The sequence below is a fragment of the Rheinheimera sp. NSM genome, from assembly GCF_052380015.1.
Lineage (GTDB): Bacteria > Pseudomonadota > Gammaproteobacteria > Enterobacterales > Alteromonadaceae > Alishewanella.
Map to the genome: position 1 here is coordinate 275726 of NZ_JBQTCI010000003.1, position 22587 is coordinate 298312.

The window sequence follows — 22587 nt, forward strand, 5'->3', positions numbered from 1 at the left end:
TCAGCTCACATTCAGTTTTAATGCACTGATCACCGCCAACGGGATCAACGCCATGGCAAACAACAACATTGCCAGCATTATTGCCAGCTGGCCATAATAAGGTAACGCCATCGCTGCAGCTTCCATTGCTGCACTGGCAAAAATTAACAGCGGAATATACAGCGGCAGTATCAGCAGCGCCAGTAAAATACCGCCTTTATCGGCCGATACCGTAAGCGCTGCGCCCATTACACTGAGCAAACTCAGCAGCGGTGTACCAAGCAGCAAGGTAAATACCATGGCCACCAGGCTGGCTTGCTCAATATTGAGTAGCAAGGCCACCAGCGGCGATAACAGCACCAGCGGTAAGCCGGTACTCAGCCAGTTAGTAATCAACTTTGCCAACACAAAACTCAGCAAGGGCTGCTTCGCCGCCACTAACTGCTCTATTACGCCGTTGCGGTAATCATCTTTAAATAAGCGCTCTGCCGCCAGTAACACGCTAAGCAGCGCCGCTATCCAGACAATACCCGGCGCCATAATGCGCAGTAAATTCGGCTCCGGCCCCACGCCCAACGGAAACAGGCTAAGCACAATAACAAAAAACAGCAGCGGATTAAGCCAGTCGGCTTTTTGCCGCGCCAGCAAGCAAAGCTCACGCTGGGTAAAACGGTATAAGGTTACCATCGGTAAGCCAGCTCCAGCGTCGTTAAAGCCTGATGTGTCATCTGCAGCGCCTGATGCGTCGTTAGCACTATGGCGCCGCCCAACTGTAAATGCTGCAAAAAGTGCTGCTGTAACATGCTGATAGCGCTTTGGTCCAGCGCAGTAAAAGGCTCATCTAAAATCCACAGTTGTCGCTTTACAAACCATAATCTGGCCAGTGCCACCCGGCGTTGTTGCCCGGCCGACAACATCCGGCAGGGAATATCCTCCAACCCGGCCAGACCTAACTGCGCCAGCAGCGCAAAATCATCAGCGGCTGCCACACCGGACGCCGTACGCCAGAAACTGACATTTTCCAACGCGGTAAGCTGCTCATGAATTCCGCTTTGATGGCCGATATAACATAAATCTGCCGCATAGTCGGTTGCTGCCTGTGGTAAGGTTTGCTGTCGGTAATACACAGCACCGTCGTCCGGCTGAGCAAGACCTGCCAAAATACGTAACAGCGAGCTTTTGCCGGCGCCATTTTTACCGGCCACCTGTAACAGCTCACCGGCATGCACTGTCAAGCTTTGTTGTTCAAACAACACACGGTCCTGACGGATACAGCACAGAGCACGGCCTTCAAGCAGAGGCTGACCGGTTAATACGGGAAAAGGCTGTGGTTTAATGTCTAACCTCTGACTATCGACGACGGTTAAAATTGGGCGCATATTACCATATTGGCGTAATAATACGAATGCAGCAGCAAGGCGGACCAACGCAAAACAGGTAAAAACATGAACCAGATCAATCCGGACAAACTGCTGCAACTGAGCGCAGGCACCAAGCTTGATAGCCCGGCTATTAAGCTGATGCTGGCAGAGGTGTATCAAAGCCAGGTGCAGCAGTTAACTGACGGCCGCTTTCGTTTACAATTACCCTCGTCGCAAGGCGCAGTACACATTACCTTACCGGCGTCGGCCAGCGCCGCGGTTCAAGCCATGTTGCCGGCCACGCCAGCAAGCCTGCAGGGCAGCTTGCAACAGCTGCAATTACAATTTCAACCACTGGCCAACGGCCAGCTGCAACTGACACTGCAAAGTGCTGCCAACAGCCTGACTGTTCCGCTGACGCTGACACAAGTGCAGCAGCTATTGGCAATACCGGCAGCACCAGGCAGCGCGGCCGCGCCGGCAACAATAGCCGCCAGGCTGCTGCCATCTGCCGCTGCCGTTACTCTGGCGCTGCCCGGTTTTAGCCCGGTGCCGCTATCAACACAAACACAGCAAGCACTGAGCACTATGCTGCCGGCGTTGTCCGCCGCAACGTCACAGATATTGTTAAAACTGGATACCAACGCGAAAGACTTGCAGTTGCGCTTAATAGCGACGGTAACACCCCCTGCCCAAGGCAATAGCAATACGCAGAGCAACAGCGTGGTATTACAAAGAACAGAACAAGCCGCGATAGTGCAGCAATTGGTAAGGCTGTTTAATCAGCAAGCCGGCGCGGCCGACACCACTAAACTGCCTCCTGTGTTGCAATCCGTATTGCAGTCTGCGTTGTCCGCAGCGCCTGCCGCCATACCGGCACAGTATAAAGTACAGCTGCAACAGCAGGCCGGACAATGGCAACTGCAGCTGAGCACAGCGCAGCTTAGTAGTAAAATCAGTGTACAGCAGGACGATATCAGCCGGCCGCTGCAGTTTATCGCCGGCCCAAACCAAAGCAGTAACGAAAAAACACAGCTCACTGCCCCCCAGACCTCTGCCGCCTTGCAACAAACAGCACAACAGGCGGCGCAGCAAGCCGTGCAGCAAGCATGGCGGCATTTATTACCATTACTGCCGGCTACTGCAGATCCCTTGGCCAGCCTGGCGGAATTGCCGCAACCGGTACAGCAGATATTACAATTATTACGCCAAAGCCAACCGGATGGTGCCAGGGTGCAAACGCCGCTGCAAGTTACGCAGCAACTGGCCGCGCTATTGCAGTTTCAACCACTGCAACCGGCGGCAACGGTGCAAAACAGTGGCGGTGCTTTGGCAGCAGCGATCCAACTGTTGTTGGGTAACCTGCTGCAGCGGCCACCGGCGTTGGCAAACTTGCCAGCCAACCAACGTCTGGCACAGTTGGTTAACCAATTGGAACCGGCCCAGGCCAGTAACCTGTTACGGCAATTGGCGGGCCATAGCAGCACCTTGCAACAAAGCCAGCTTGCTACGTTAGACAGCAATAACACCGCCCAGCAGCAACTGCTGCTGCAACTGCCGCTGCAACTGGCCGGCCAGTCGGTATTCAGCCAGCTGCAGTTAGAGCAACGTGAAGCCGATGGCAAGAAAGGCGGTGAAAAACAAACTCAATGGCAACTGACGATGAAATTTGATTTACAGCAGTCAGGTCAGTTACTGGTGGTGGCCAAGCTGCAACAACAGCAATTGCAGCTGCAGTTTTACACTGAGCAGCAGCGTGCTAAACAGTTGGCCGAGCAGTTCTTACCACTGCTGAAAGACCGCTGCGAAGCACAGGGGCTGGAAGTGAAACAAGCTGAGTGTGTGTTAGGGAAAATACCCGACAGCTTATTACCGCGCGCCAACAGCTTACTTGCCGTTAAGGTATAAGGACAGATATGAGCGACAGTGAACACAACAAGAAAGAAAAAACCGCCACCGCCTTACAGTATGAAGGTAAAAAAGCGCCCACCGTCACGGCAAAAGGCCATGGCCAGCTGGCAGAAGATATGATTGCGCTGGCACGCGAGCATGGTGTACTGGTGCATCAGGATGACGAACTAAGTAAGTTATTGAACCAACTGCAATTGGGCGAACAGATCCCTGCGCAACTGTATATCGTTATTGCCGAGCTGATCGCCTTTTCGTATGTACTACAGGGTAAGTTTCCGGAGAACTGGCACAATATCCACCAGCGGATTGATATTAAAAGTTAGCCCTGCTTTTTTTGCTGATGCAAATTAAACAGCAGCTCTGCTTCTGCGCGCGGTAATTCACATTCGCGGATAATTTCATCGAGATCTGCCCCCAGTTGCACCATCTTCATAGCGCGGCTGTATATCTTCGATTCCGGGTCGGTCAACTCCAATGCCTGTTGTTTGTCTGCCAATAATTGCAACTGCGCCGTTAACTGCTCGCTCAGCTGGTTTAACCCGGTATCCAGTTGCAACACCCGCTGGCCTACACCAATAACGCCGGCACGCAACTCTTCTACTTCGTGCTGGCTACCGGCCAATTGCTTAGCCGCATATTCCAACTGTTTTTCCAGCGCAGTTTGCTGCAGCTGTATATGCCGCTGCTGCCGGCTAACCCACAGGTAAATGCCGACAGCAAACAGCACCAACAGGCCGGTTTGAATTGCTACACCAAGCCACATAAGGGTTCCTAGATCGAGTTCACTTCTTCCCATTCTTCTTCGCTAAGCAATTTATTCAGATCAACGAGGATCAATAATTCGCCTTCACGGTTCGATACGCCCTGGATAAAACGCGCACTCTCATCGGTGCCAACATTAGGTGCAGTATCAATTTCTGACGATTTTAAGTACACCACTTCAGCCACACTGTCGACCATAATGCCGAGCACTTGCTTTTCTGCTTCAATGATCACAATACGGCTGTTATCGGTAACATCAGCCGGCGCCAAACCAAAGCGTGAACGGGTATCAATTACCGTGACCACGTTGCCACGCAGGTTAATAATACCCAGCACATAGTCGGGTGAACCCGGTACAGGGGCAATTTCGGTATAGCGCAACACTTCCTGTACCTGCATAACATTAATGCCGTAGGTTTCTTCCTGCAGCTTAAATGTTACCCACTGCAACACGATGTCGGCTGCTACGTTTTTGTTGGCAGACTGCTTGGTTAAATTGCTCATGCACAGCTCCTGTATAAATAGCTTTTCCGGTTAAGCACTGATATCCAGACCCCGGTTTAATAAATCAATCATAGCGTCAACATCAATCAATACGCACATATGCTGTTTGATCAAACCCGCCATCCACGGGCGTTTGCCTTCTGCCTCACGCCATTTTACATCGTCCTGTTCCAGCACGTAGGTGTTGATCAGGGTTTCGCAGCACAGGCCCCAGTTACTGTTGCCCAGCATAATAACATATTGATAGTTTAGCTTTTGCTGCAAAGTTTGATCATATTTTTCCGGCATTACCCAACGTGCGGTATCAACAATATTTATTTTCTGCTCGCGGTACAGCATAACACCTTTAAACCAGTCGGGTTTACCGATCAGGCTGCTGACATTGCCCAGCTGATGAATGCCGCCCAGCTCTTTTAACGGCACCGCCACTTTTAACCCGGCAACATCAAAAAACAATGCCTGAAAACGGCCCTGGCGGTAATCTTTCACTACAGCCGGCGTGGCAGCAGGCGCTGCAGCTTTTACCATCGGGGCAATGCGTTCGGCTACCGGAATATCACGTTGCGCCAGGCTCTGTGCTTGTTCAGCTGCAGCAAATTTGGCTTTTAATGTTGCCAGCGCCGCAGTATCTGCTGTTACAGTGGTATCCGTTTTAACTACGGCTTTTGCCACAGGCGCGGCCACCACAGCTTGCGACAGTAAAGCGTTAAGTTGCTGCTTTTTTTCTTCCGCCAGCGCCAGGGTTTCAGTGTCGTCTTCTGTCAGCAAAGCTGACAAATAATGCTGCATCACTTTTTGACTGGCCATTAAATTACTCATACCTTACTCCGGCGCCAGTTGCAGTAAATAGGTCAGCAGGGTGTTGTAAGCAAATACGCCGCGCGACGCCGAGGCATACTCGCTCGGTGGTGTTTGTGCCAAGCTGGCATCACGAAATTTAGTATCTACCGGGATAACTGCTGACCAAACACGGTCCTGATACTTGGCTTTAAGCTCTTTGTAAGCCTCCAGTGAGGCTTTAGTGCGCTTATCGTACATGGTTGGAATAATAGTATAGGCGTAATCTTTTTTCTGCGACGTGCGCATTAACGCCATGGTGGCAATCATCCGCTCCAGGCCTTTTAACGCCAGAAACTCAGTTTGCACCGGGATCAGAATACGGTCGCAGGCGGCAATAGCGTTCACCATCAATACGCCCATTACCGGCGGGCAATCTATCAGCACATAATCGTATTCTGTTTTGACTTTTTGCAGGGCTTTTTTCAGCATCAGGCCCATGCCGCCTTTATTACCCATAGAGCGGTCCAGGGTTGCCAGCGCCATGGATGATGGCAAAATATCCAGATTAGCTACGCCACTGGGGCACAGTGACTGCATGATCTCTTCACTGGTGATGTCTTTGCCACGGATAAACATATCATACACGCTGACTTCCAACTCTTCAGCGTCAATGCCGAAGTAGTATGTCAGGGACGCATGCGGATCCGTATCGACCAACAGCACTTTGTAACCGCGTTGCGCTAACAAGCCGCCGAGGGTTACTGTAGTGGTGGTTTTGCCTACACCGCCTTTTTGATTTGCTACCGTCCAAATTACCACTTCAGGGTTCCTGTTGTTCCGGCGGCCGTGCATCCGGATTATCCTGCCGTGTGGTGATACGAATACCACCGCCGGGTAAGGCTATCACTCTGATACTGCCGTCTTCCTGCGAAATTTGTTCCAACTGGCGCTGCAGCGCATCGTTTTCAGCATTTTCGCTGTTGTCTGTTGTTTCGCTCTGTGCTGCATATCCATAACGCGAAATCGCTATCACCACTTTGCGGTTAGCCGCCCGCCCCTGCGCACTGTCGTTAGCACTAAACGGATAATACTGGCCGAACCCTTCAATAGCCATACGCTGCGGTGCAGTACCCAGCTGTTCCAGCATACGCAGCACCGAGGTGGCCCGGCTGACTGACAGTTCCCAGTTAGACGCGAACAGCTCATTGTTAATCGGTTGGTCATCAGTGTAGCCACGCACGCGGATAAAATTATTAATCGGATTAATTACTTTGGTTATTTCGGCCAACAGAGTTTGCGCTGATGAGGTTGCGGTGGCACTGCCACTGGCAAACAGTAAGCCGCTGCTCAGTTCAATACTCAGCCAGTTTTCATCCTGCTGTATTTTTGCCAATCCCTGCTCCAACAGGTTAGCCAGGGCGCGGGTTAGCTGTTGTTCAACAGACTGCAGCGGGCTGCCTAACTGTTTTGCCGTAACCTCTGATAGCTGTTTCGCATCAGCAACCAAAGACGGGCCTTTGGCGTCTTCCAGTGAGGTGCCGTATAACTCCAACTCACTTTGCGGTGCCGGCTTGGTTAACACCGAGCTGCCGGGCACACCGCTGCCGGATTGCTCCGGTTTTTCAAACATCCGTGCGATAGAGTCGGCCAGTACATTGTACTGTTCTTCTTTAACAATCGACATGGCATACAGCACGACAAACAGCGCAAACATCAGTGTCATATAGTCGGCATAAGACACCAGCCAACGATCAAGCTGTTCCTGCTCTACGTGCTGATGCTTTTGCTTATGCCGGTACATGCTGCTTAACCGGGGTGGTAAGCGGCCAGCTTACGCTCAATATTACGTGGGTTCTCACCATGAGCAATCGACACCAGGCCTTCGATAATCAGTTCATGGTACAGTGTGCGTTGCTGCACCAGGCTTTTTAGTTTATTGCCCACCGGGATAAACACCAGGTTAGCAAAGCCGACACCATAAATAGTGGCAACAAAAGCAGTGGCGATACCCAAGCCAAGTAATTCCGGCTCAGAAATATTCGACATCGCCTGAATAAGGCCCAACACTGCGCCGACAATACCGATAGTCGGGCTATAGCCGCCCATAGCATCAAAAATACGCGCCCCACGCAACAGACGCTCACGCTCCAGCGTCAATTCGGCATCGAGGGTGTCTTGCAATACCGCAGGTTCCACGCCGTCAACCAACAGATTAAGGCCACGGTGTAAGAAGGCATCATGCTCAGCCAGAGCATCGTTTTCCAGCGCAAGGAAGCCACTGCCACGGGCGGCGGTGCCCCACTGCACGATACGCTCTGCTGTATGTTCCAGCGGTAACTGCGCCGGCCGGATCACCCAGGGTAGCATACTCAGCCCCAGCCGGAATTGATTAAACGGGGTTTGCAGCATCACCGCACCTACTGTGCCGCCCACTACAATTAAGAACGCCGGAAAGTGCAACAAGGTGGACAAAGCGCCACCTTCCATGACAAAGCCACCTGCTACCGCCACTACTGCCAGTAAAAAGCCGCTGATTGCCAGTTTATCCATGTGTCACTTCCGTGATAAGCCGCGTGGCCACTTCATTCAGACTAACCTCTACGTCCATTAAGCCGGCTGCTGCTATTGCCTGTGGCATACCATACACCACACAACTTGCCTCATCCTGAGCCCAAATCCGCGCCCCGGTTTGCTTTAACAGCCGCGCACCTTCACGGCCGTCGGCGCCCATGCCGGTCAGCACTATCGCCAGTACTTTGTCACTGTACACTTTGGCGGCGGTGGCAAAGGTAATATCGACGCTGGGTTTAAAGGTGATGCGCGGTGAGTCATCTTCTTTTATACGTAACCGCGCTTCGCGCTCATTACCCTCGATCAACATTTGTTTACCACCGGGCGCCAGATAAGCTACGCCTGGTCGCAGCACATCATTGTCTGCTGCTTCGCGCACTTCAATTTTGGCTAACGAATTTAAGCGCTGAGCAAAAGCACCGGTAAAGGCAGCCGGCATATGCTGTATTAATACAATTGGCAACGGGAAATTCGCCGGTAGTGCGGTAATAATGCGCTGTAATGCTACCGGACCGCCGGTTGAGGTGCCTATTGCCACCAGTTTATAACTCTTACCACTGGCCTGGAAATTAGCGCTACGCGCCGGCGCCGCAACTCTGTCACTTAACTTTGGCCGTTCAAACGCCGTACGCGTTAACGCCGGACGCTCGCTTAAACGTGGCGCAGGGGTTTCAGTGCGCGCAGCTGAGCTACTAAAAGTGGTTCTGCCTGGCTGGCGTTTACGCGCTACGGCTTTAACCCTGTCGCGCAGCAATTGCCCGGCTTCATCTTTGTCGCGGGCAATGTCTTCAAACTTTTTCGGTAAAAAATCTACCGCGCCGGCTTCAAGTGCATCAAAGGTGGCTTTTGCTCCTTCATGTGTTAATGAAGAGAACATCAGAATAGGAATACGCTGCTGCTGCATAATTTCGCGCACAGCCGAAATGCCGTCTAATACCGGCATTTCCACATCCATGGTAATAACATCCGGTTTCAGCGCTAAGGCTTTATCTACAGCTTCCCTGCCATTATTGGCCGTATCGATAACTTCAATATCGCCATCCTTTGCCAGGATTTCTGTCAAGCGGCGACGAAAAAAGCTTGAGTCGTCAACCACTAACACCTTAATCGCCATAATTATCTCTCTTTAGGCATTAATTTTATTGAAGCGATCAAATTTGATCTTTGATTTCTTCGCATAATGTTTCAGCAAGTTCGGCACATCAAGGATCAGCGCTATACCGCCGTCGGAGGTTATCGTTGCACCAGCCATGCCCGGCGTGCCCTGCAACAAGGCATCCAGCGGCTTAATTACAACTTCTTCCTGACCAATCAACGAGTCAACGACAAAGCCAACTTGCTGGGTACCAATCTGCACTATGACCACATGGCCCTGTTCGCGCCGGCGTTTTTTGTCTGACCCTTTCACCAGCCAATGCTCGAGGAAGAACAGCGGTATGGCTTTATTACGCACAACCACAGTTAACTGACCGTCAACAACGTTGGTTTTGTTTAAGTCCAGATGGAATATTTCACTGACGCCGGCCAGCGGTAAGGCAAAGGTTTGCTTGCCGACAATAACCATCAGGGTTGGCAATATCGCCAGGGTCAGCGGTACTTTAATTTCCAGTAAGGTGCCCTCACCCATTTTGGAGTGAATGTGCACAGTACCGTTTAATTGGGTGATCTTGGTTTTTACCACGTCCATGCCGACACCGCGGCCGGAGATGTCAGAAATTTGCTCTTTAGTAGAAAAACCCGGCGCGAAAATCAGGTTAAAGGCTTCTGTGTCCGACATTCTGGCGGCCGCATCGGTATCGAGGATACCGCGCTTAATGGCAATACCTTTGAGTTTTTCCGGATCCATACCGGCGCCGTCATCATGGATAGTCAGCAAAATATGGTCACCGGCTTGGGCCGCAGCTAATTTAACTGTACCGGTACGGTTTTTACCGGCTTTTTGCCGCACCTCTGGCATCTCAATACCATGGTCTACCGAGTTGCGCACCAAATGCACTAAAGGATCGGCCAGCGCTTCTACCAGGTTTTTATCAAGATCCGTTTCTTCACCTTCTAATACCAGCTCAATGTCTTTTTGCAGTGAGCGCGCTAAGTCACGTACCACCCGGGGGAAACGACCAAATACTTTTTTAATCGGTTGCATCCGCGTTTTCATCACCGCACCCTGGATATCGGCGGTAACCACATCCAGATTAGAAATGGCTTTGCTCATTTCTTCATTTTGCGCCGTAGTGGATAAACTGACCAGGCGGTTACGCACTAACACCAGCTCACCGACCATGTTCATGATCTGATCCAGCCGCTTGGTATCAACCCGCACTGTGGTCTCTACCTGAGCGGCTTGCTGCGCAGCCGCTGCTTTATCGGCTGCTACCGGAGCCGCCGCCGGCGCGGCCTTCGTTTCAGCAACCGCCGTTTTAGCCGGTGCAGTTGCAGCCGGCGCTGATGCTGCGGCTGGCTTAGCCACTTCTACCGGGGCTTTACCTTTGCCGTGTAATTGATCCAGTAGGGCTTCAAATTCTGCATCGTCTATTTCGTCATCAGATTTCTTCGCTGCCGCGCCGGACGTTGCCGCAGGTGCCGCAGCCGTTTTATCTGTTGCTGCAGCGGCGCTATCCGGAATAAATGAGCCTTTACCATGCAGCTGATCCAGAATAGATTCAAACTCATCATCAGTAATATCTTCGCTGCCGGACGAGCTTGCTACCTCAACGGCGGGTGCAGGGCTGGCGGCTGCGCCGCCTTTTTTGCCGTGCAGCTCATCCATCATGCGTTCAAATTCTTCTTCGGTAATATCGTCGACACTGCCACCGGACGATGACGCAGCCGGCTCTGGCTCTACCGGCGCAGATGCAGGTGCAGCTTTAGCGACAACAGGTGCCGGGTTTGACGCCGACTCCGGTTCGCTGTAATGGTGTAAAGCTTCAAGTATGGCGGGAGATGCAGGAGTTAACGGTTGACGATTTTGCACTTCAACAAACATTTCGTTGATGCTGTCGAGTGACTGCAGAATAACGTCCATCAGCTCAGGCGTAACGCGGCGTTTACCGGTGCGCAGAATGTCGAACACGTTTTCAGCACCATGGCAGGCGTCAACCAGCTCAGTTAATGACAGGAAACCGGCGCCGCCTTTTACCGTATGGAAACCACGGAAAATTGCATTGAGCAAGTTAGCATCGTCCGGATTATTCTCCAGCTCTACCAGTTGCTCCTGCAGTAATTCGAGGATTTCACCGGCTTCAACCAGAAAGTCCTGCAGTATATCTTCGTCCATATCAAAGCTCATGCAATGACACCTCTGTTAAAAACCTAAACTGGATAACAAATCATCGACGTCATCCTGACCGCTGACCACATCATCACGCTCTGCTGCATCAATAATAGGCCCTTCCGCTTCATGTGCCTTGGGCTTACTTTTTGCAGGTTTCGCTTCAGCAGACTGCACCATCAAACTTGATTGGCCAAACGCGGTTAACAAACCAATCAGACTTTCTTCAACTTCACGCACCAGTTCAATAACACGGCGCAAAATCTGGCCGGTTAAATCCTGATAATCTTGTGCCATTAACACGTCGGTTAGCAACGAGTTCAGCGTATTGGAATCACCACTGGCTTGCTGAAAAAACGCATCGAGGTTATGACATAACGATTTAAACTCGCCCAGTTGCATTTGCCGTTGCATCAGCTTTTGCCACTGCGGCTGAATACTGCCCAGTTTCTGGCTGATTTGGTCTGCAATGGGTAAGCACGACTCTACCGCATCCATAGTACGGTTAGCAGCCTGCTCGGTCATATCGATAACATGATTAAGCCGTTTTTTCGCGTCCGGAATATCTTCTTCAAGCAGGTTGTTCAGTGAGGGGTCTATCTGGAAATTTTTTAACGAGTCATGCAGCTGGCGTGTTAACTTACCTACTTCCGCAAATAACTCTGATGAACCCGGCACAGCCAGTTGCTGTACCAATTCGTTGGCAGAGTCATGCTCACCCATTTCCAACAGCTGTACCAGCTCCCGGGCCTGGTCCAGAGAAATTAAAGGCGCCGTAATTGCAGACATGGCTATGCTCCTTTGTCAGTTACGGTTAGCCGATGCGTTCAAATACTTTAGCTAACTTCTCTTGCAGCGTGGCTGCAGTAAAGGGTTTGACGATATAACCGTTTACGCCGGCCTGAGCCGCAGCGATGATTTGTTCTTTCTTTGCTTCTGCCGTTACCATCAGCACCGGGATATGCTTTAACTTGGCATCAGCACGGATAGCACGCAACAAGTCTATTCCCTGCATGCCGGGCATATTCCAGTCTGTTACCACAAAATCAAAGTCACCGTTTTGCAGCATAGGCAAGGCAGTGCTGCCATCGTCTGCTTCAGACACATTCGTAAAGCCAAGGTCACGCAACAGGTTTTTTATAATTCGTCTCATGGTTGAAAAATCATCTACCACAAGAATCTTCATGTTTTTATCCAAAATCCCCTCCGACGAGATATTATTGTTATCTCAGAATAGGTTACAACCAATCCTGCATTCTGGCTTTTAACCTGATTAATGCCTGACTATGAATTTGACTAATCCTGGACTCACTGACATTCAGCACAGCCCCGATCTCTTTCAAGTTTAGCTCGTCATTATAATACAGCGAAAGTACTAATGCTTCACGCTCAGGTAAATTACTGATTGTTTTCGCTAAATCCTGGTGGAAAGTTTCATTTGCCTGGGTTTCATACAAATGATCACTGTCTGTATCACCGGATGTTACCAATACATCTGCCGAAATCCCGAGGTCTTCAATACCAATAACTCTGCCGCTACTGATATCGTTAAGCATATGATGGTATTCATCTATAGATATATCAAGTTTTTCAGCAACTTCTGTATCTTTAATATCACGACCATATTCAGCTTCCAGCCCGGCGATGGTTTCCGCTATCAATCTGGCATTACGATGTACCGAGCGTGGTGTCCAATCACCACGGCGCATCTCATCGAGCATGGCACCGCGGATACGGATGCCGGCGAAGGTTTCAAAGCTGGCCCCTTTGCTGCCGTCAAAATTCTTTGCCGCTTCAATCAGGCCAATCATACCGGACTGAATAAGGTCGTCGGCCAGCACGCTGGCGGGTAACCTTGCCATTAAATGGTAAGCGATACGTTTAACCAAAGGCGCGTGACGTTCGACCAACTGCTGCATATGGTCAACACCGCCATAAGCTGCAACTTTACTGTTCACGCGATCCCCCGATCAACCTGAGGCTGCACCAATTGCTCCAGAAAAAACTCCAAATGGCCGGATGCCGTTGCCGGTAGTGGCCACTTGCCGGCTTTTAATGCCAGGCTTTTAATTGCCATGCTGGCCGGTGTCTTCGGAAACGCTTCGACAAAGCCTTTTTGCTTACGCGCAGCTTTGCGTACGTTTTCGTCGTACGGGATAGTAGCGACCAATTCCAGACTTATATCAAGAAAACGATCGGTTACGCGGGTTAATTTGGCAAACAGCTCCTGGCCTTCTTTTAAACTACGCACCATATTGGCGACAATTTTGAATTTTTCCACCCCATGATCGCGACTGAGAATTTTCATCAGTGCATAAGCATCGGTAATCGATGAGGGCTCATCACATACCACCACCATCACATCCTGGGATGCGCGGGAAAAGCTTAATACCATGTCGGAAATACCGGCTGCCGTATCCACCAGTAATACATCTACCGGGGTTTTTAATTCACTGAAAGCGCGGATAAGGCCGGCATGCTCTGCCGGTGCCAGCTCGGTCATATTTTGCGAGCCGGATGTAGCGGGGATAATTTTGATGCCGAAGGGGCCGTCAATAATAATGTCGTCAAGCCCGACGTCACCTGCCAATACATGCGACAGGTTTTTTTCTACTCTAAGGCCCAACATAACGTCACAATTGGCCAGGCCAAGGTCGGCATCCAGCACCAGCACTCTTTTGCCCATCTGAGCCAGTGCCATGGCAAGATTCAGCGTAACGTTGGTTTTACCCACGCCGCCCTTGCCACCGGTAATTGATATTACTTTTACCATCTGCTTATTCATTTTTCTCAGGCCATTGGCTTGATCGTCGATATTGTCATGACTATGCATAGGTTCCGTCCGCGCGGCTCATCTCATCGTTATACCACTGATGACCCGTACTACTGTGTGCGATTCGTAATTTTTCTGCCTGCTGCACCATAAGGCGGGCCTCGGCAACTGCTATATCTTCAGGTACGCGTTGACCATTGGTCAGGTAACTGACAGGTAACGCATTCTGAATAGCAACATTGATGACTTCACCTAAGCTTAAGCATTCATCAAGTTTGGTGAAAATACAACCAGACAAAGGTATGCGTTTGAAATGTGTCACGCTTTCCTGCATAACCCTAGCCTGCGCTGTGGCAGACAATACCAGATAACTTTTTATTTTGACACGACTATTATGCACCAAACCGGCAAGTTTTTCCGCTAAACGTACGTCACGCTGACTCATACCGGCCGTGTCGATTAATATCAGTTTACGTTGTTGTAACTGATTAATTAACAACGCTAACTCGTCACTGTCTTTGGCTTGCTTCACCGGACAACCAATAATACGGCCAAACGTAGCCAATTGCTCATAAGCACCGATACGGTAGCTGTCAGTGGTAATAAGCGCGACCTGGTCGGCGCCGTGCCGCTTGGCAAACTCAGCCGCTAATTTGGCGACAGTAGTGGTTTTGCCCACCCCGGTGGGCCCTACCAGCGCAATCAGGCCGCCACGGCGTAAAATATCGTCATTGGTGGTGCTAAGCTGCCCGGCTAACAATTCCAATGCTGCATCCCACGCATCTGCACTGTTTAGCTCTTCCGGCATAAAACACGCCAGTTGATCGGCTACCTGCTCAGACAACCCCAATTGTTGTAAGTTCTCTATCACCAAAGCCCGTACCGGTTCGCGCCGTGCCAGGTCTTGCCACATTAAGCCTGATACCTGATGCTGCAGCAGTTGCCGCATCGACAGCATCTCGTTGCGCATTGCATCCATTTGCTGCTGCACTAATTTAGCTTGTTGCTCCTGCTGCTTGCTGATCTCGGTCAGCTGCACGCTGCTAACACCCTGTGCCACGCCGGAAGTTTGACGCTCAAACTGTGCGCTACGCGGCGCTTGTTGCTGTGCTTGTGGTTTAGCTGCTGTCTGAGCATTCACCTGCTGCTTAATCATCTGCCGTGCCAGCAGGGCTTTTAGTGAGTCGGCCGGCGCTTCAGCGGCGCTATCAGACTCAGCGGTATTAATCTGGTTATCATCGTCGGCTACCGTTACGGCAAAGCGCGGCTCAGCACGTTTTTCCACTGCCGGCGCTGCTTTAACGGCAGCTGCGGCATCATGATCAATCGCCGCAACAATTTCCACGCCACCGGCCACTTTTTTATTTGACAAAATAATGGCGTCAGGACCAAGGAACTCTTTTACCTCGGTTAAGGCAGTACGCATATCTTTTGCCACAAAGCGTTTGATTTTCATCAGTTAACTCCTAGTTTGCCTGGCCAATAACGCTGACAATACGAATTTGTTTATCGTCGGGTATTTCCTGATAGGACAATACCCGCAACCCTGGTATGGTGTACTTCACGAATCGTGCCATAACTGAGCGTAAAATTCCTGACGTTAACAATACGGCGCTGTCACCGCTCAGTTCCTGGTTTTGATGCGCGTCCTGCAGCGATTGCTGAATGCGATCGGCCAGGCCCGGTTCAATGCCCGCGCCATCGTTGCCGGCCGCCTGCATCGACTGATGCAGCATTTGCTCCAGCTCCGGCGCAAAGGTAATAACCGGGATTTCTTTACGGCTGCCGCCTACTTCCTGCACGATCAAGCGGCGCAGCGCAATACGACAGGCGGCGGTTAACACATCCACATCCTGGCTCTTGGCTCCGTATTCCACCAGGGTTTGCACTATGGTGCGCATATCACGGATAGGCACACCTTCCTGCAGCAGGTTTTGCAGCACTTTAACGACAGTGGTTAATGCCAGCGTGTCCGGCACCAGGCCTTCTACCAGTTTGGGTGAATGTTTTGCCAGCATATCCAGCAGGTTCTGCACCTCTTCATGCCCCAACAAGCTGGCAGCATGATTGGTTAAAATCTGGCTTAAATGTGTCGCCACCACAGTTGCCGCATCTACTACGGTGTAACCCAGTGTTTGCGCGTGCTCGCGCTGATCTTTGGCTATCCATACCGCGTCCAGGCCAAAGGCCGGGTCTTTGGTAGCCACACCTTTTACCGTGCCAAATACCTGGCCCGGGTTAATCGCCAGTTCGTTGTCGTGGCGCAGCTCGCCCTCGCCACTGGTTACCCCCATTAAGGTCATCCGGTAGCTGTTAGGTTCCAGGTCCAGATTATCGCGGATGTGTACAGCCGGGATAAGAAAGCCCAGCTCTTGCGACAGTTTTTTCCGTACGCCTTTGATGCGGCTTAACAGTTCGCCGCCCTGGGCTTTATCTACCAGTGGGATCAAGCGGTAACCCACCTCAAGGCCAATGGTATCGACGCCCTGCACATCATCCCAACCAATTTCTTTTACGACACCCGACTCTACCGGCGTTAATTCTGCCGTGTTACGGCTTACCAATTCAGCCTGTTGCTGCTGGCCGCGCTTATGCATCAGATAAGCCATGCCGCCTACCACGGCAGCTAAGGTTAAAAAGGCAAAATGCGGCATGCCGGGCACAATACCCATTAAGGTCAGTACGCCGGTGGCGACAAACAACACTTGTTTGTTACCCAGCTGAGCGGTCATTTGCTCGCCCATATTTTCCGACTTGTTCTGCCGCGTAACGATAATGGCAGTACCGATAGACAGCAGCAGTGCCGGTATTTGCGCCACCAGACCATCACCAATGGTCAGCAGGGTATAAATCTCCATTGCCTGGCCAAACGATAAGCCGTGCTGGATCATGCCGATAAACAAACCGCCTACCAGGTTGATCACCAAAATAACGATACCGGCGATGGCATCGCCTTTCACAAATTTACTGGCACCGTCCATCGAGCCGTAAAAGTCGGCTTCACTGGTTACTTCATCACGGCGTTTGCGCGCATCTTCCTGAGTAATCAGACCGGAGTTTAAATCGGCGTCAATCGCCATCTGCTTGCCGGGCATCGCATCAAGGGTAAAGCGGGCTGATACTTCAGCAATACGGCCGGCACCTTTGGTTACTACCACAAAGTTGATGATGATTAAAATTAAGAACACCACTATACCAACAGCATAGTTACCGCCGATAACCACAGAGCCAAAGGCCTCGATAACTTTACCGGCAGCATCGCCACCGTTGTGGCCCTCAAGCAACACCACCCGGGTACTGGCTACATTCAGCGCTAAGCGCATAATGGTAGCAACCAGCAAAATAGCGGGGAAAGCGCCGAAGTCCAGCGGCCGCATGGTGTACACCGTCACCAGCAACACGATAAGCGCCAGCGAGATATTAAAAGAGAACAGCATGTCCAGCAGCATCGGCGGTAGCGGCAGCACTACCATTGCCAGTGCAGCGAGGATAAATAGCGGCGTACCCAGGCCTTTTGCAAAAGCAAAACGGGAGCGATCAAACTTAGTGAAGTAACCGGCTAACTGCATAACAACCCTGACAGTAAATTGGCGCAATACAGGGTGTCAGCAAGAAGTGTTCCAAAACGTGCAAGCCATTGCGTAACTGCACGTTTTGTTTAACGCAGGAGGCAGAATTAGTGGCGGTAATCTTCGGGGATTGGCAGTTCTTTCGCCAGAGTTTTCGGCCGGCTGCCTTTGCCTTTTTTATACATCTTCAGCTGATACACATAGGCCAACACCTGGGCTACTGCAGCGAATAACTGCTCCGGAATAGGATGATCCAGTTGGGTGGTGTAAAAAATGGAACGTGCCAGGCCGGGTGATTCAATTACCGGCACTTTATGCTCATTACCTATTTTACGGATATGCATCGCCACTTCGTCCACACCTTTTGCTACAACTACCGGCGCACGGAACTTGCCCTGGTCATATTTCAGCGCTACCGCATAGTGGGTTGGGTTGGTAACGATAACATCGGCTTTGGGCACTTCCTGCATCATGCGTTTCATCGACATTTGCATTTGTGTGCGACGAATACGGGCTTTAATTTGTGGATCGCCCTCGGCGTTTTTATGCTCGTCTTTAATTTCCTGCAGCGACATTTTCAGCTGCTTAATATGGTTCCACTTTTGGTAGGGCGCATCCACCACGGCTATCACCGATACGCTGGAGCACAAGCCTAAAAACAACCAGGCTAAAAAATACAGCGCCGATTCAATATTATTCGGCTCGCTCATTAAAGACAGCGCCATAATGTCAAAGAAAAACATTTTCAGCAGCAGATAGGCAATGCCCACTACCACTATAACTTTGAGAATACTCTTTAACAGCTCCACCAATGCCTGCAAGCCAAACATCCGTTTAAAACCTTTCATCGGACTCATCTTACTGGCTTTTGGCCCTGCGGCCTGCCAGCTGAAATTAAAACCACCAAGCAGAGTGTTGCCAATAAAAGCAGCGATTAAAATAATCAGAAAAATACCGGCCAACGGCGGCACGATCCGCTCCCCCACCGCGCCCCAGGCAGTAAACATCGAGTTGGTCTCAAACATATCTTTTTGGTCCAACCGCAACATGCGCTGACCAATATCCAGCACTGCCGTGGCCAGCATTTTGCCAAACATCAGGATCGCCGCCGCGCTGCCGATTAACACAAATGCTGTGCCTAAATCCTTCGAGCGGGCTATCTGGCCCTTTTCCGCTGCGTCTTGCAGCTTCTTCGGCGTGGGCTGTTCGGTCTTTTCGGTGCTTTCATCTGCCATAGCAACGCCCTGTGTTTAACAGCCAATCAGCCGGCAGCTGTAGTCAATTGCATGCTGCCACTGTTTGTCGTAATGGAATAAAAAGGTATCCAGCGTTAACCATAAAATGGTTAAGCCGGCCAGCATAGTTACCGGAAAACCGATAGAGAAAATATTCAGCTGTGGTGCCGCCCGCGTCATAATGCCAAACGATAAGTTTACCGTCAGCATTGATACTATCGGCGCCAGCGCAATCGCCAGGGCGGTAGCAAACATCCAGCCGCCAAACTCTATTACCGTCCGGTAACTGGTCACGTCCCACCACTGGCCGTTAATCGGCAGGGTGTCAAAGCTGAATACCAGCATTTGGATCATGATTAAATGGCCATCGAAAATCCAAAACAACAGGGTAGCCAAAATCAGGTAGAACTGACCGATAGCCGGCACATTGACACCGCTGGCCGGGTCTACCATAGAGGCAAAACCCAAACCGGTTTGCGTGGCCAGCAGCTGCCCCGCCAGCACAAAAGTGGTAATAAACATCAGTGATATAAAGCCCAGTGCAAAACCAATTAACAGTTGCAACAGCACTTCTAAAAACATTTGGCCGGACATCAGGTTAGGGTTAGCCACCGGCGGCAGTGTTGGCATAATAATCAGTGTGATCATGACTACCAACCCGGTTTTAATCCGCATAGGTACATTGCGCACCCCAATACCGGCCATAATTAAAAACATGCCGGTAACGCGACACAGCGGCAGTAAATAGTCCGCGATGGTTTGCATTAGCAGTTGCAGCGGAAAGTCCATTGCCGTTACCCTACCACGGTAGGAATACTCAGGATCAGCTCATGGGTGTATTCCATAATCACCCGCGTCAACCAGTGGCCGCCGAAAATAAGCGCCAATAAGGTGACAATTAAGCGTGGCAAAAAGCTTAAAGTTTGTTCGTTAATCGAGGTTGCCGCCTGAAACACGGCCACAATTAACCCGACAAACAACGATGGCAGAATAATGGCGCTAACCAGCAAAATCACCAAAAACAGCGCATCACGCAACACATCAACAAACACCTCAGGGCTCATGTGCCTACTCCGTAACTGGTGGCCATGGTGCCCATCACCAGCAGCCAGCCGTCAACCAATACAAACATCATCAGCTTAAACGGCAGTGAGATAATCATTGGCGACAGCATCATCATACCCATGGCCATCAGTACGCTGGCTACCACCAGGTCGATAATCAAAAACGGGATAAACAACATAAAGCCAATTTGAAAAGCGGTTTTCAGCTCGCTGGTAATAAAAGCCGGAATAACAATGGTAATGGGGTAATCCTGCGGTGAAGCAGCAATCTCATGGCCGGCTATCTGAGCAAAAGTATCCAGATCCTTGGTACGGGTTTGATGCAGCATAAAGGCTTTAACCGGCGCAATTGCCGCGTCCAGTGCCTGTACCGGCGAAATTTCTTCACTCAGGTAGGGCTGAATGGCCGTGTCGTTAACCGTTTTAAATACCGGCGCCATAATAAAAAAGGTCAGAAACAGCGTAATGCCGATTAACACCTGATTCGACGGCGATTGTTGCAAACCTATAGCCTGGCGCAAAATAGCCAACACTACGATAATGCGGGTAAAGCTGGTCATCATAATGACCATGGCAGGAATAAAGCTCAGTGCTGTCATCATCGCCAGCACTTGCAGCGTTACGCTGTATTGCTGACTGCCGTCGGCAGCGGTGGTTACGGTAACGGCTGATAAGGCACCGTTATCAGCCAGAACATCGGGGCTCAGCAGCAGGGCCAGCACCACGAACAACAGTCGCAACATAGTTCACACTATTTTTTGAGTAAAGATTGCAACTGTGTATGAAAGTCTGATGCCAACTTTTCTTCAGGCAGGGAATTTTCCAGTTCAAACAGTAAATTTATGCTGTGTGCCGTAACACCCAAAACTCGCTGTTTTCCTTGCATTTCAATAACTAACAAGCGCTCTTTTGGCCCAAGCGGCATACTGGAAATAATTTTTATATGCCGGCTACCGGGCAGGCGCAGCGTCAATTTTTTGAACGCCCAACCCAGCGCAATCACAATAGCAACCACTATGGCCAACGACAGCGCCATTTTTCCTAATCCCAACCCGGCCGCAGGGCGCTCGCCGTCACCGGCTTGCGCTTTAGCGCTAAGCGCCGGGATGCTGTTCTGCGTGCCACCGTCTGCCGGTTTTGCCGGCGCAGCTGTGGTATGCGGCTGCGCTGCTGCCTGCCCCGCGACTTCGGTTTGTGTCGCCGTTTCAGGTTCGGGCTCTGCTTGTGCCTGCTGCTGTTGTGCCGCCGGCGTTGTGCTGTCGGCCGCTACGACGCCTGGCAACATCAACCACAATAGCGTTAAAACATAGAATATTCGCATTAACGTAACTTCTTAATCCGTTCAATCTGGCTTATTACATCAGTCAGGCGAATACCAAACTTGTCGTTTACTACTACGACTTCGCCATGGGCAATCAGGGTGCCGTTAACCAGCACATCCAACGGCTCACCCGCTACCCGCTCTAACTCCACCACCGAGCCCTGGTTCAGCTGCAGTAAGTTGCGGATACTGATTTTAGCGCGGCCCACTTCCATTGAAATGGTAACCGGAATGTCTAAGATGGTATCCAGCTTACGTTTCTCATCTACCGTAATATCGGCTTTTTCGTCACGTAACTCTTCCAGCTCAACAGCTTCTGCACCGTCGTCCCCGCCTTCGGCTTCAGCCATTGCTGCCGCCCATTCGTCCATCGTATCTTTATCATCAGCCATGTTACTTACCTTCTATCGCGATCTGACAAGTTCAGATCGGCCTCTAATTCAGAAATGTCGGCATCGCTGTCCAGCCGACGCCCGCCTTTAGTGAACACATGCATCTCAGATTTCACTGATTCAGGCCGCTTAATCTTTTCAATAATTTTCAGCGCCGCATGCTCGCGTGAGCGCCCCAGTTTTGCTCTGTAGGTTGGCAAGTCTTCCACTAACACCGTAATATGGTCCGGCATTTCAATCGGTATAATATCACCGGCCTGTAACTCCATGATCTGGCGCAGCGACAGGTCGAAATCCATCATTTTGGTAGTTAAGTCTACCTTTACATCCATAATTTCGTCGCGCAACGCCTTACTCCAACGCAAGTCGGTATCTTCTTTATCGCTTTGCACCCCTGCATCGAGCAATTCACGGATCGGTTCCAGCATGGAATACGGCAGGGCCACGTGGAAGTCACCACCTCCGCCGTCCAGCTCAATGTGGAACGAGCTTATTACCACCACTTCGGTCGGGCTGACAATATTCGCCATGGCCGGGTTTACTTCTGAGTCCAGGTACTCAAAGGACACATCCATTACCGGCGCCCAGGCTTCTTTGTAATCCTCAAAAATCAGTTTCAGCAGCATCTGAATAATACGCCGCTCGGTGGGCGTAAACTCGCGACCTTCAATTTTGGCATGATAACGGCCATCACCGCCGAAGAAGTTATCCACCAGAATAAACACCAACCGCGCTTCCATAGTAATAAGGCCGGTGCCTTTTAACGGCCGGAACCGCACCATGTTGAGACTGGTAGGAACAAACAGCGTGTGCACGTACTCACCGAACTTAATCATCTGCACGCCGTTAATCGACACTTCTGCGGTACGGCGCATCATATTAAACAAACTAATGCGCATATGCCGTGCAAAACGCTCGTTTACCATCTCCAGCGTTGGCATACGGCCACGCACAATACGATCCTGCGACGAGAAATCGTATTCCATGGCAGAGCGGCCCCGGCCACCGCCGGAGTCGTCTATTTCTTCTTCTTCGACGTCATCAACACCATGTAACAGCGCATCAATTTCATCTTGTGACAGTAAATCGGTCACGGC

At 50.9% G+C, this 22587-nt stretch carries 25 protein-coding genes; 2 read left to right on the forward strand and 23 right to left on the reverse strand.

All coding sequences use genetic code 11. From position 1 onward, the window contains the following. Window positions 1–666, reverse strand: a complete 666-nt coding sequence (ccmB, locus tag ACTZWV_RS10610) for a heme exporter protein CcmB (RefSeq protein ID WP_444786527.1) — start codon at window positions 664–666, stop codon at window positions 1–3. Beyond that, complete coding sequence (gene ccmA, locus ACTZWV_RS10615) at window positions 660–1358, reverse strand: cytochrome c biogenesis heme-transporting ATPase CcmA (RefSeq protein ID WP_444786528.1); 699 nt, start codon at window positions 1356–1358, stop codon at window positions 660–662. Before ccmA ends, ccmB begins: the two co-directional genes overlap by 7 nt. A 66-nt stretch (window positions 1359–1424) precedes the next feature. On the opposite strand from ccmA, the gene ACTZWV_RS10620 reads away from it, so the two are divergent. Together ACTZWV_RS10620 and ACTZWV_RS10625 are read left to right on the forward strand one after the other, a co-directional pair. Then, the gene (locus ACTZWV_RS10620) at window positions 1425–3248 is read left to right on the forward strand and encodes a flagellar hook-length control protein FliK (protein ID WP_444786529.1); all 1824 of its coding nucleotides are present in this window, start codon (window positions 1425–1427) and stop codon (window positions 3246–3248) included. 8 nt (window positions 3249–3256) lie between these two features. After that, window positions 3257–3574, forward strand: a complete 318-nt coding sequence (locus tag ACTZWV_RS10625) for an EscU/YscU/HrcU family type III secretion system export apparatus switch protein (RefSeq protein ID WP_305553532.1) — start codon at window positions 3257–3259, stop codon at window positions 3572–3574. Here the strand turns inward: ACTZWV_RS10625 and ACTZWV_RS10630 are convergent. The 21 genes from ACTZWV_RS10630 to fliM all read right to left on the reverse strand — a co-directional run bounded on the left by ACTZWV_RS10630 (window position 3571) and on the right by fliM (window position 22584). Next, window positions 3571–4014, reverse strand: coding sequence for a DUF2802 domain-containing protein (locus ACTZWV_RS10630; RefSeq protein ID WP_444786530.1), 444 nt, complete (start codon window positions 4012–4014; stop codon window positions 3571–3573). The two genes, ACTZWV_RS10625 and ACTZWV_RS10630, sit on opposite strands and share 4 nt — an antisense overlap. An 8-nt stretch (window positions 4015–4022) precedes the next feature. After that, window positions 4023–4517 carry a chemotaxis protein CheW gene (locus ACTZWV_RS10635; RefSeq protein WP_305553526.1) on the reverse strand — a complete coding sequence of 165 codons (495 nt, stop codon included), beginning with the start codon at window positions 4515–4517 and terminating at the stop codon, window positions 4023–4025. 30 nt (window positions 4518–4547) lie between these two features. Beyond that, window positions 4548–5336 (reverse strand): chemotaxis protein CheW, encoded by a 789-nt coding sequence (locus tag ACTZWV_RS10640; RefSeq protein ID WP_444786531.1) that lies wholly within the window; start codon window positions 5334–5336, stop codon window positions 4548–4550. Between the two features lie 3 nt (window positions 5337–5339). Beyond that, window positions 5340–6116, reverse strand: a complete 777-nt coding sequence (locus ACTZWV_RS10645; protein WP_444786532.1) for a ParA family protein — start codon at window positions 6114–6116, stop codon at window positions 5340–5342. A 1-nt stretch (window position 6117) separates the two neighbouring features. Continuing rightward, on the reverse strand, window positions 6118–7098 hold the full coding sequence (locus ACTZWV_RS10650; RefSeq protein WP_444786533.1) for a flagellar motor protein MotB: 981 nt from the start codon (window positions 7096–7098) through the stop codon (window positions 6118–6120). A 5-nt stretch (window positions 7099–7103) separates the two neighbouring features. Then, window positions 7104–7847: a flagellar motor protein gene (locus ACTZWV_RS10655; RefSeq protein WP_444786534.1), complete on the reverse strand. Its 744-nt coding sequence runs from the start codon at window positions 7845–7847 to the stop codon at window positions 7104–7106. Beyond that, the gene (locus tag ACTZWV_RS10660) at window positions 7840–8982 is read right to left on the reverse strand and encodes a protein-glutamate methylesterase/protein-glutamine glutaminase (RefSeq protein WP_444786535.1); all 1143 of its coding nucleotides are present in this window, start codon (window positions 8980–8982) and stop codon (window positions 7840–7842) included. The genes ACTZWV_RS10655 and ACTZWV_RS10660 overlap by 8 nt, the downstream gene beginning before the upstream one ends. Window positions 8983–8994: 12 nt before the next feature. Continuing rightward, on the reverse strand, window positions 8995–11154 hold the full coding sequence (locus ACTZWV_RS10665; RefSeq protein WP_444786536.1) for a chemotaxis protein CheA: 2160 nt from the start codon (window positions 11152–11154) through the stop codon (window positions 8995–8997). Between the two features lie 15 nt (window positions 11155–11169). Next, the gene (locus ACTZWV_RS10670) at window positions 11170–11925 is read right to left on the reverse strand and encodes a protein phosphatase CheZ (protein ID WP_444786537.1); all 756 of its coding nucleotides are present in this window, start codon (window positions 11923–11925) and stop codon (window positions 11170–11172) included. Between the two features lie 25 nt (window positions 11926–11950). Then, window positions 11951–12322 carry a chemotaxis response regulator CheY gene (cheY, locus tag ACTZWV_RS10675; RefSeq protein WP_206109480.1) on the reverse strand — a complete coding sequence of 124 codons (372 nt, stop codon included), beginning with the start codon at window positions 12320–12322 and terminating at the stop codon, window positions 11951–11953. Between the two features lie 52 nt (window positions 12323–12374). Beyond that, window positions 12375–13094: an RNA polymerase sigma factor FliA gene (locus tag ACTZWV_RS10680; RefSeq protein WP_444786538.1), complete on the reverse strand. Its 720-nt coding sequence runs from the start codon at window positions 13092–13094 to the stop codon at window positions 12375–12377. After that, window positions 13091–13969: a MinD/ParA family protein gene (locus ACTZWV_RS10685; RefSeq protein WP_444786539.1), complete on the reverse strand. Its 879-nt coding sequence runs from the start codon at window positions 13967–13969 to the stop codon at window positions 13091–13093. The genes ACTZWV_RS10680 and ACTZWV_RS10685 overlap by 4 nt, the downstream gene beginning before the upstream one ends. Beyond that, window positions 13962–15365 (reverse strand): flagellar biosynthesis protein FlhF, encoded by a 1404-nt coding sequence (flhF, locus tag ACTZWV_RS10690; RefSeq protein WP_444786540.1) that lies wholly within the window; start codon window positions 15363–15365, stop codon window positions 13962–13964. The genes ACTZWV_RS10685 and flhF overlap by 8 nt, the downstream gene beginning before the upstream one ends. A gap of 10 nt (window positions 15366–15375) precedes the next feature. Further along, on the reverse strand, window positions 15376–17478 hold the full coding sequence (gene flhA / locus ACTZWV_RS10695) for a flagellar biosynthesis protein FlhA (protein ID WP_444786541.1): 2103 nt from the start codon (window positions 17476–17478) through the stop codon (window positions 15376–15378). A 107-nt stretch (window positions 17479–17585) separates the two neighbouring features. After that, window positions 17586–18713, reverse strand: a complete 1128-nt coding sequence (gene flhB / locus ACTZWV_RS10700; RefSeq protein ID WP_444786542.1) for a flagellar biosynthesis protein FlhB — start codon at window positions 18711–18713, stop codon at window positions 17586–17588. A 15-nt stretch (window positions 18714–18728) separates the two neighbouring features. Continuing rightward, on the reverse strand, window positions 18729–19502 hold the full coding sequence (gene fliR / locus ACTZWV_RS10705) for a flagellar biosynthetic protein FliR (protein WP_444786543.1): 774 nt from the start codon (window positions 19500–19502) through the stop codon (window positions 18729–18731). A gap of 5 nt (window positions 19503–19507) precedes the next feature. Beyond that, a complete protein-coding gene (gene fliQ, locus ACTZWV_RS10710) occupies window positions 19508–19777 on the reverse strand; it encodes a flagellar biosynthesis protein FliQ (protein WP_444786544.1) in 270 nt (89 codons plus the stop codon). Then, the gene (gene fliP / locus ACTZWV_RS10715; protein ID WP_173500525.1) at window positions 19774–20520 is read right to left on the reverse strand and encodes a flagellar type III secretion system pore protein FliP; all 747 of its coding nucleotides are present in this window, start codon (window positions 20518–20520) and stop codon (window positions 19774–19776) included. Before fliP ends, fliQ begins: the two co-directional genes overlap by 4 nt. Before the next feature lie 8 nt (window positions 20521–20528). After that, a complete protein-coding gene (gene fliO / locus ACTZWV_RS10720) occupies window positions 20529–21098 on the reverse strand; it encodes a flagellar biosynthetic protein FliO (RefSeq protein WP_444786545.1) in 570 nt (189 codons plus the stop codon). Further along, window positions 21098–21490: a flagellar motor switch protein FliN gene (gene fliN / locus ACTZWV_RS10725; protein WP_305553477.1), complete on the reverse strand. Its 393-nt coding sequence runs from the start codon at window positions 21488–21490 to the stop codon at window positions 21098–21100. Before fliN ends, fliO begins: the two co-directional genes overlap by 1 nt. 5 nt (window positions 21491–21495) lie before the next feature. Then, window positions 21496–22584 (reverse strand): flagellar motor switch protein FliM, encoded by a 1089-nt coding sequence (fliM, locus tag ACTZWV_RS10730; RefSeq protein ID WP_305553474.1) that lies wholly within the window; start codon window positions 22582–22584, stop codon window positions 21496–21498. Window positions 22585–22587 lie beyond the last annotated feature (3 nt).

Bases quoted from the DNA above. Each gene is read 5' to 3' on its own strand.
- ACTZWV_RS10655 (WP_444786534.1), bottom strand. From the start codon at position 7,847: ATGGATAAACTGGCAATCAGCGGCTTTTTACTGGCAGTAGTGGCGGTA.
- ACTZWV_RS10685 (WP_444786539.1), bottom strand. From the start codon at position 13,969: ATGCATAGTCATGACAATATCGACGATCAAGCCAATGGCCTGAGAAAA.
- ACTZWV_RS10660 (WP_444786535.1), bottom strand. From the start codon at position 8,982: ATGGCGATTAAGGTGTTAGTGGTTGACGACTCAAGCTTTTTTCGTCGC.
- fliP (WP_173500525.1), bottom strand. From the start codon at position 20,520: ATGTTGCGACTGTTGTTCGTGGTGCTGGCCCTGCTGCTGAGCCCCGAT.
- cheY (WP_206109480.1), bottom strand. From the start codon at position 12,322: ATGAAGATTCTTGTGGTAGATGATTTTTCAACCATGAGACGAATTATA.
- fliO (WP_444786545.1), bottom strand. From the start codon at position 21,098: ATGCGAATATTCTATGTTTTAACGCTATTGTGGTTGATGTTGCCAGGC.
- ACTZWV_RS10650 (WP_444786533.1), bottom strand. From the start codon at position 7,098: ATGTACCGGCATAAGCAAAAGCATCAGCACGTAGAGCAGGAACAGCTT.
- fliN (WP_305553477.1), bottom strand. From the start codon at position 21,490: ATGGCTGATGATAAAGATACGATGGACGAATGGGCGGCAGCAATGGCT.
- flhA (WP_444786541.1), bottom strand. From the start codon at position 17,478: ATGCAGTTAGCCGGTTACTTCACTAAGTTTGATCGCTCCCGTTTTGCT.
- ACTZWV_RS10640 (WP_444786531.1), bottom strand. From the start codon at position 5,336: ATGAGTAATTTAATGGCCAGTCAAAAAGTGATGCAGCATTATTTGTCA.
- ACTZWV_RS10625 (WP_305553532.1), top strand. From the start codon at position 3,257: ATGAGCGACAGTGAACACAACAAGAAAGAAAAAACCGCCACCGCCTTA.
- fliQ (WP_444786544.1), bottom strand. From the start codon at position 19,777: ATGAGCCCTGAGGTGTTTGTTGATGTGTTGCGTGATGCGCTGTTTTTG.
- ccmB (WP_444786527.1), bottom strand. From the start codon at position 666: ATGGTAACCTTATACCGTTTTACCCAGCGTGAGCTTTGCTTGCTGGCG.
- ACTZWV_RS10670 (WP_444786537.1), bottom strand. From the start codon at position 11,925: ATGTCTGCAATTACGGCGCCTTTAATTTCTCTGGACCAGGCCCGGGAG.
- ACTZWV_RS10665 (WP_444786536.1), bottom strand. From the start codon at position 11,154: ATGAGCTTTGATATGGACGAAGATATACTGCAGGACTTTCTGGTTGAA.
- ACTZWV_RS10635 (WP_305553526.1), bottom strand. From the start codon at position 4,517: ATGAGCAATTTAACCAAGCAGTCTGCCAACAAAAACGTAGCAGCCGAC.
- ACTZWV_RS10630 (WP_444786530.1), bottom strand. From the start codon at position 4,014: ATGTGGCTTGGTGTAGCAATTCAAACCGGCCTGTTGGTGCTGTTTGCT.
- ACTZWV_RS10620 (WP_444786529.1), top strand. From the start codon at position 1,425: ATGAACCAGATCAATCCGGACAAACTGCTGCAACTGAGCGCAGGCACC.
- flhF (WP_444786540.1), bottom strand. From the start codon at position 15,365: ATGAAAATCAAACGCTTTGTGGCAAAAGATATGCGTACTGCCTTAACC.
- fliR (WP_444786543.1), bottom strand. From the start codon at position 19,502: ATGGACTTTCCGCTGCAACTGCTAATGCAAACCATCGCGGACTATTTA.
- flhB (WP_444786542.1), bottom strand. From the start codon at position 18,713: ATGGCAGATGAAAGCACCGAAAAGACCGAACAGCCCACGCCGAAGAAG.
- ccmA (WP_444786528.1), bottom strand. From the start codon at position 1,358: ATGCGCCCAATTTTAACCGTCGTCGATAGTCAGAGGTTAGACATTAAA.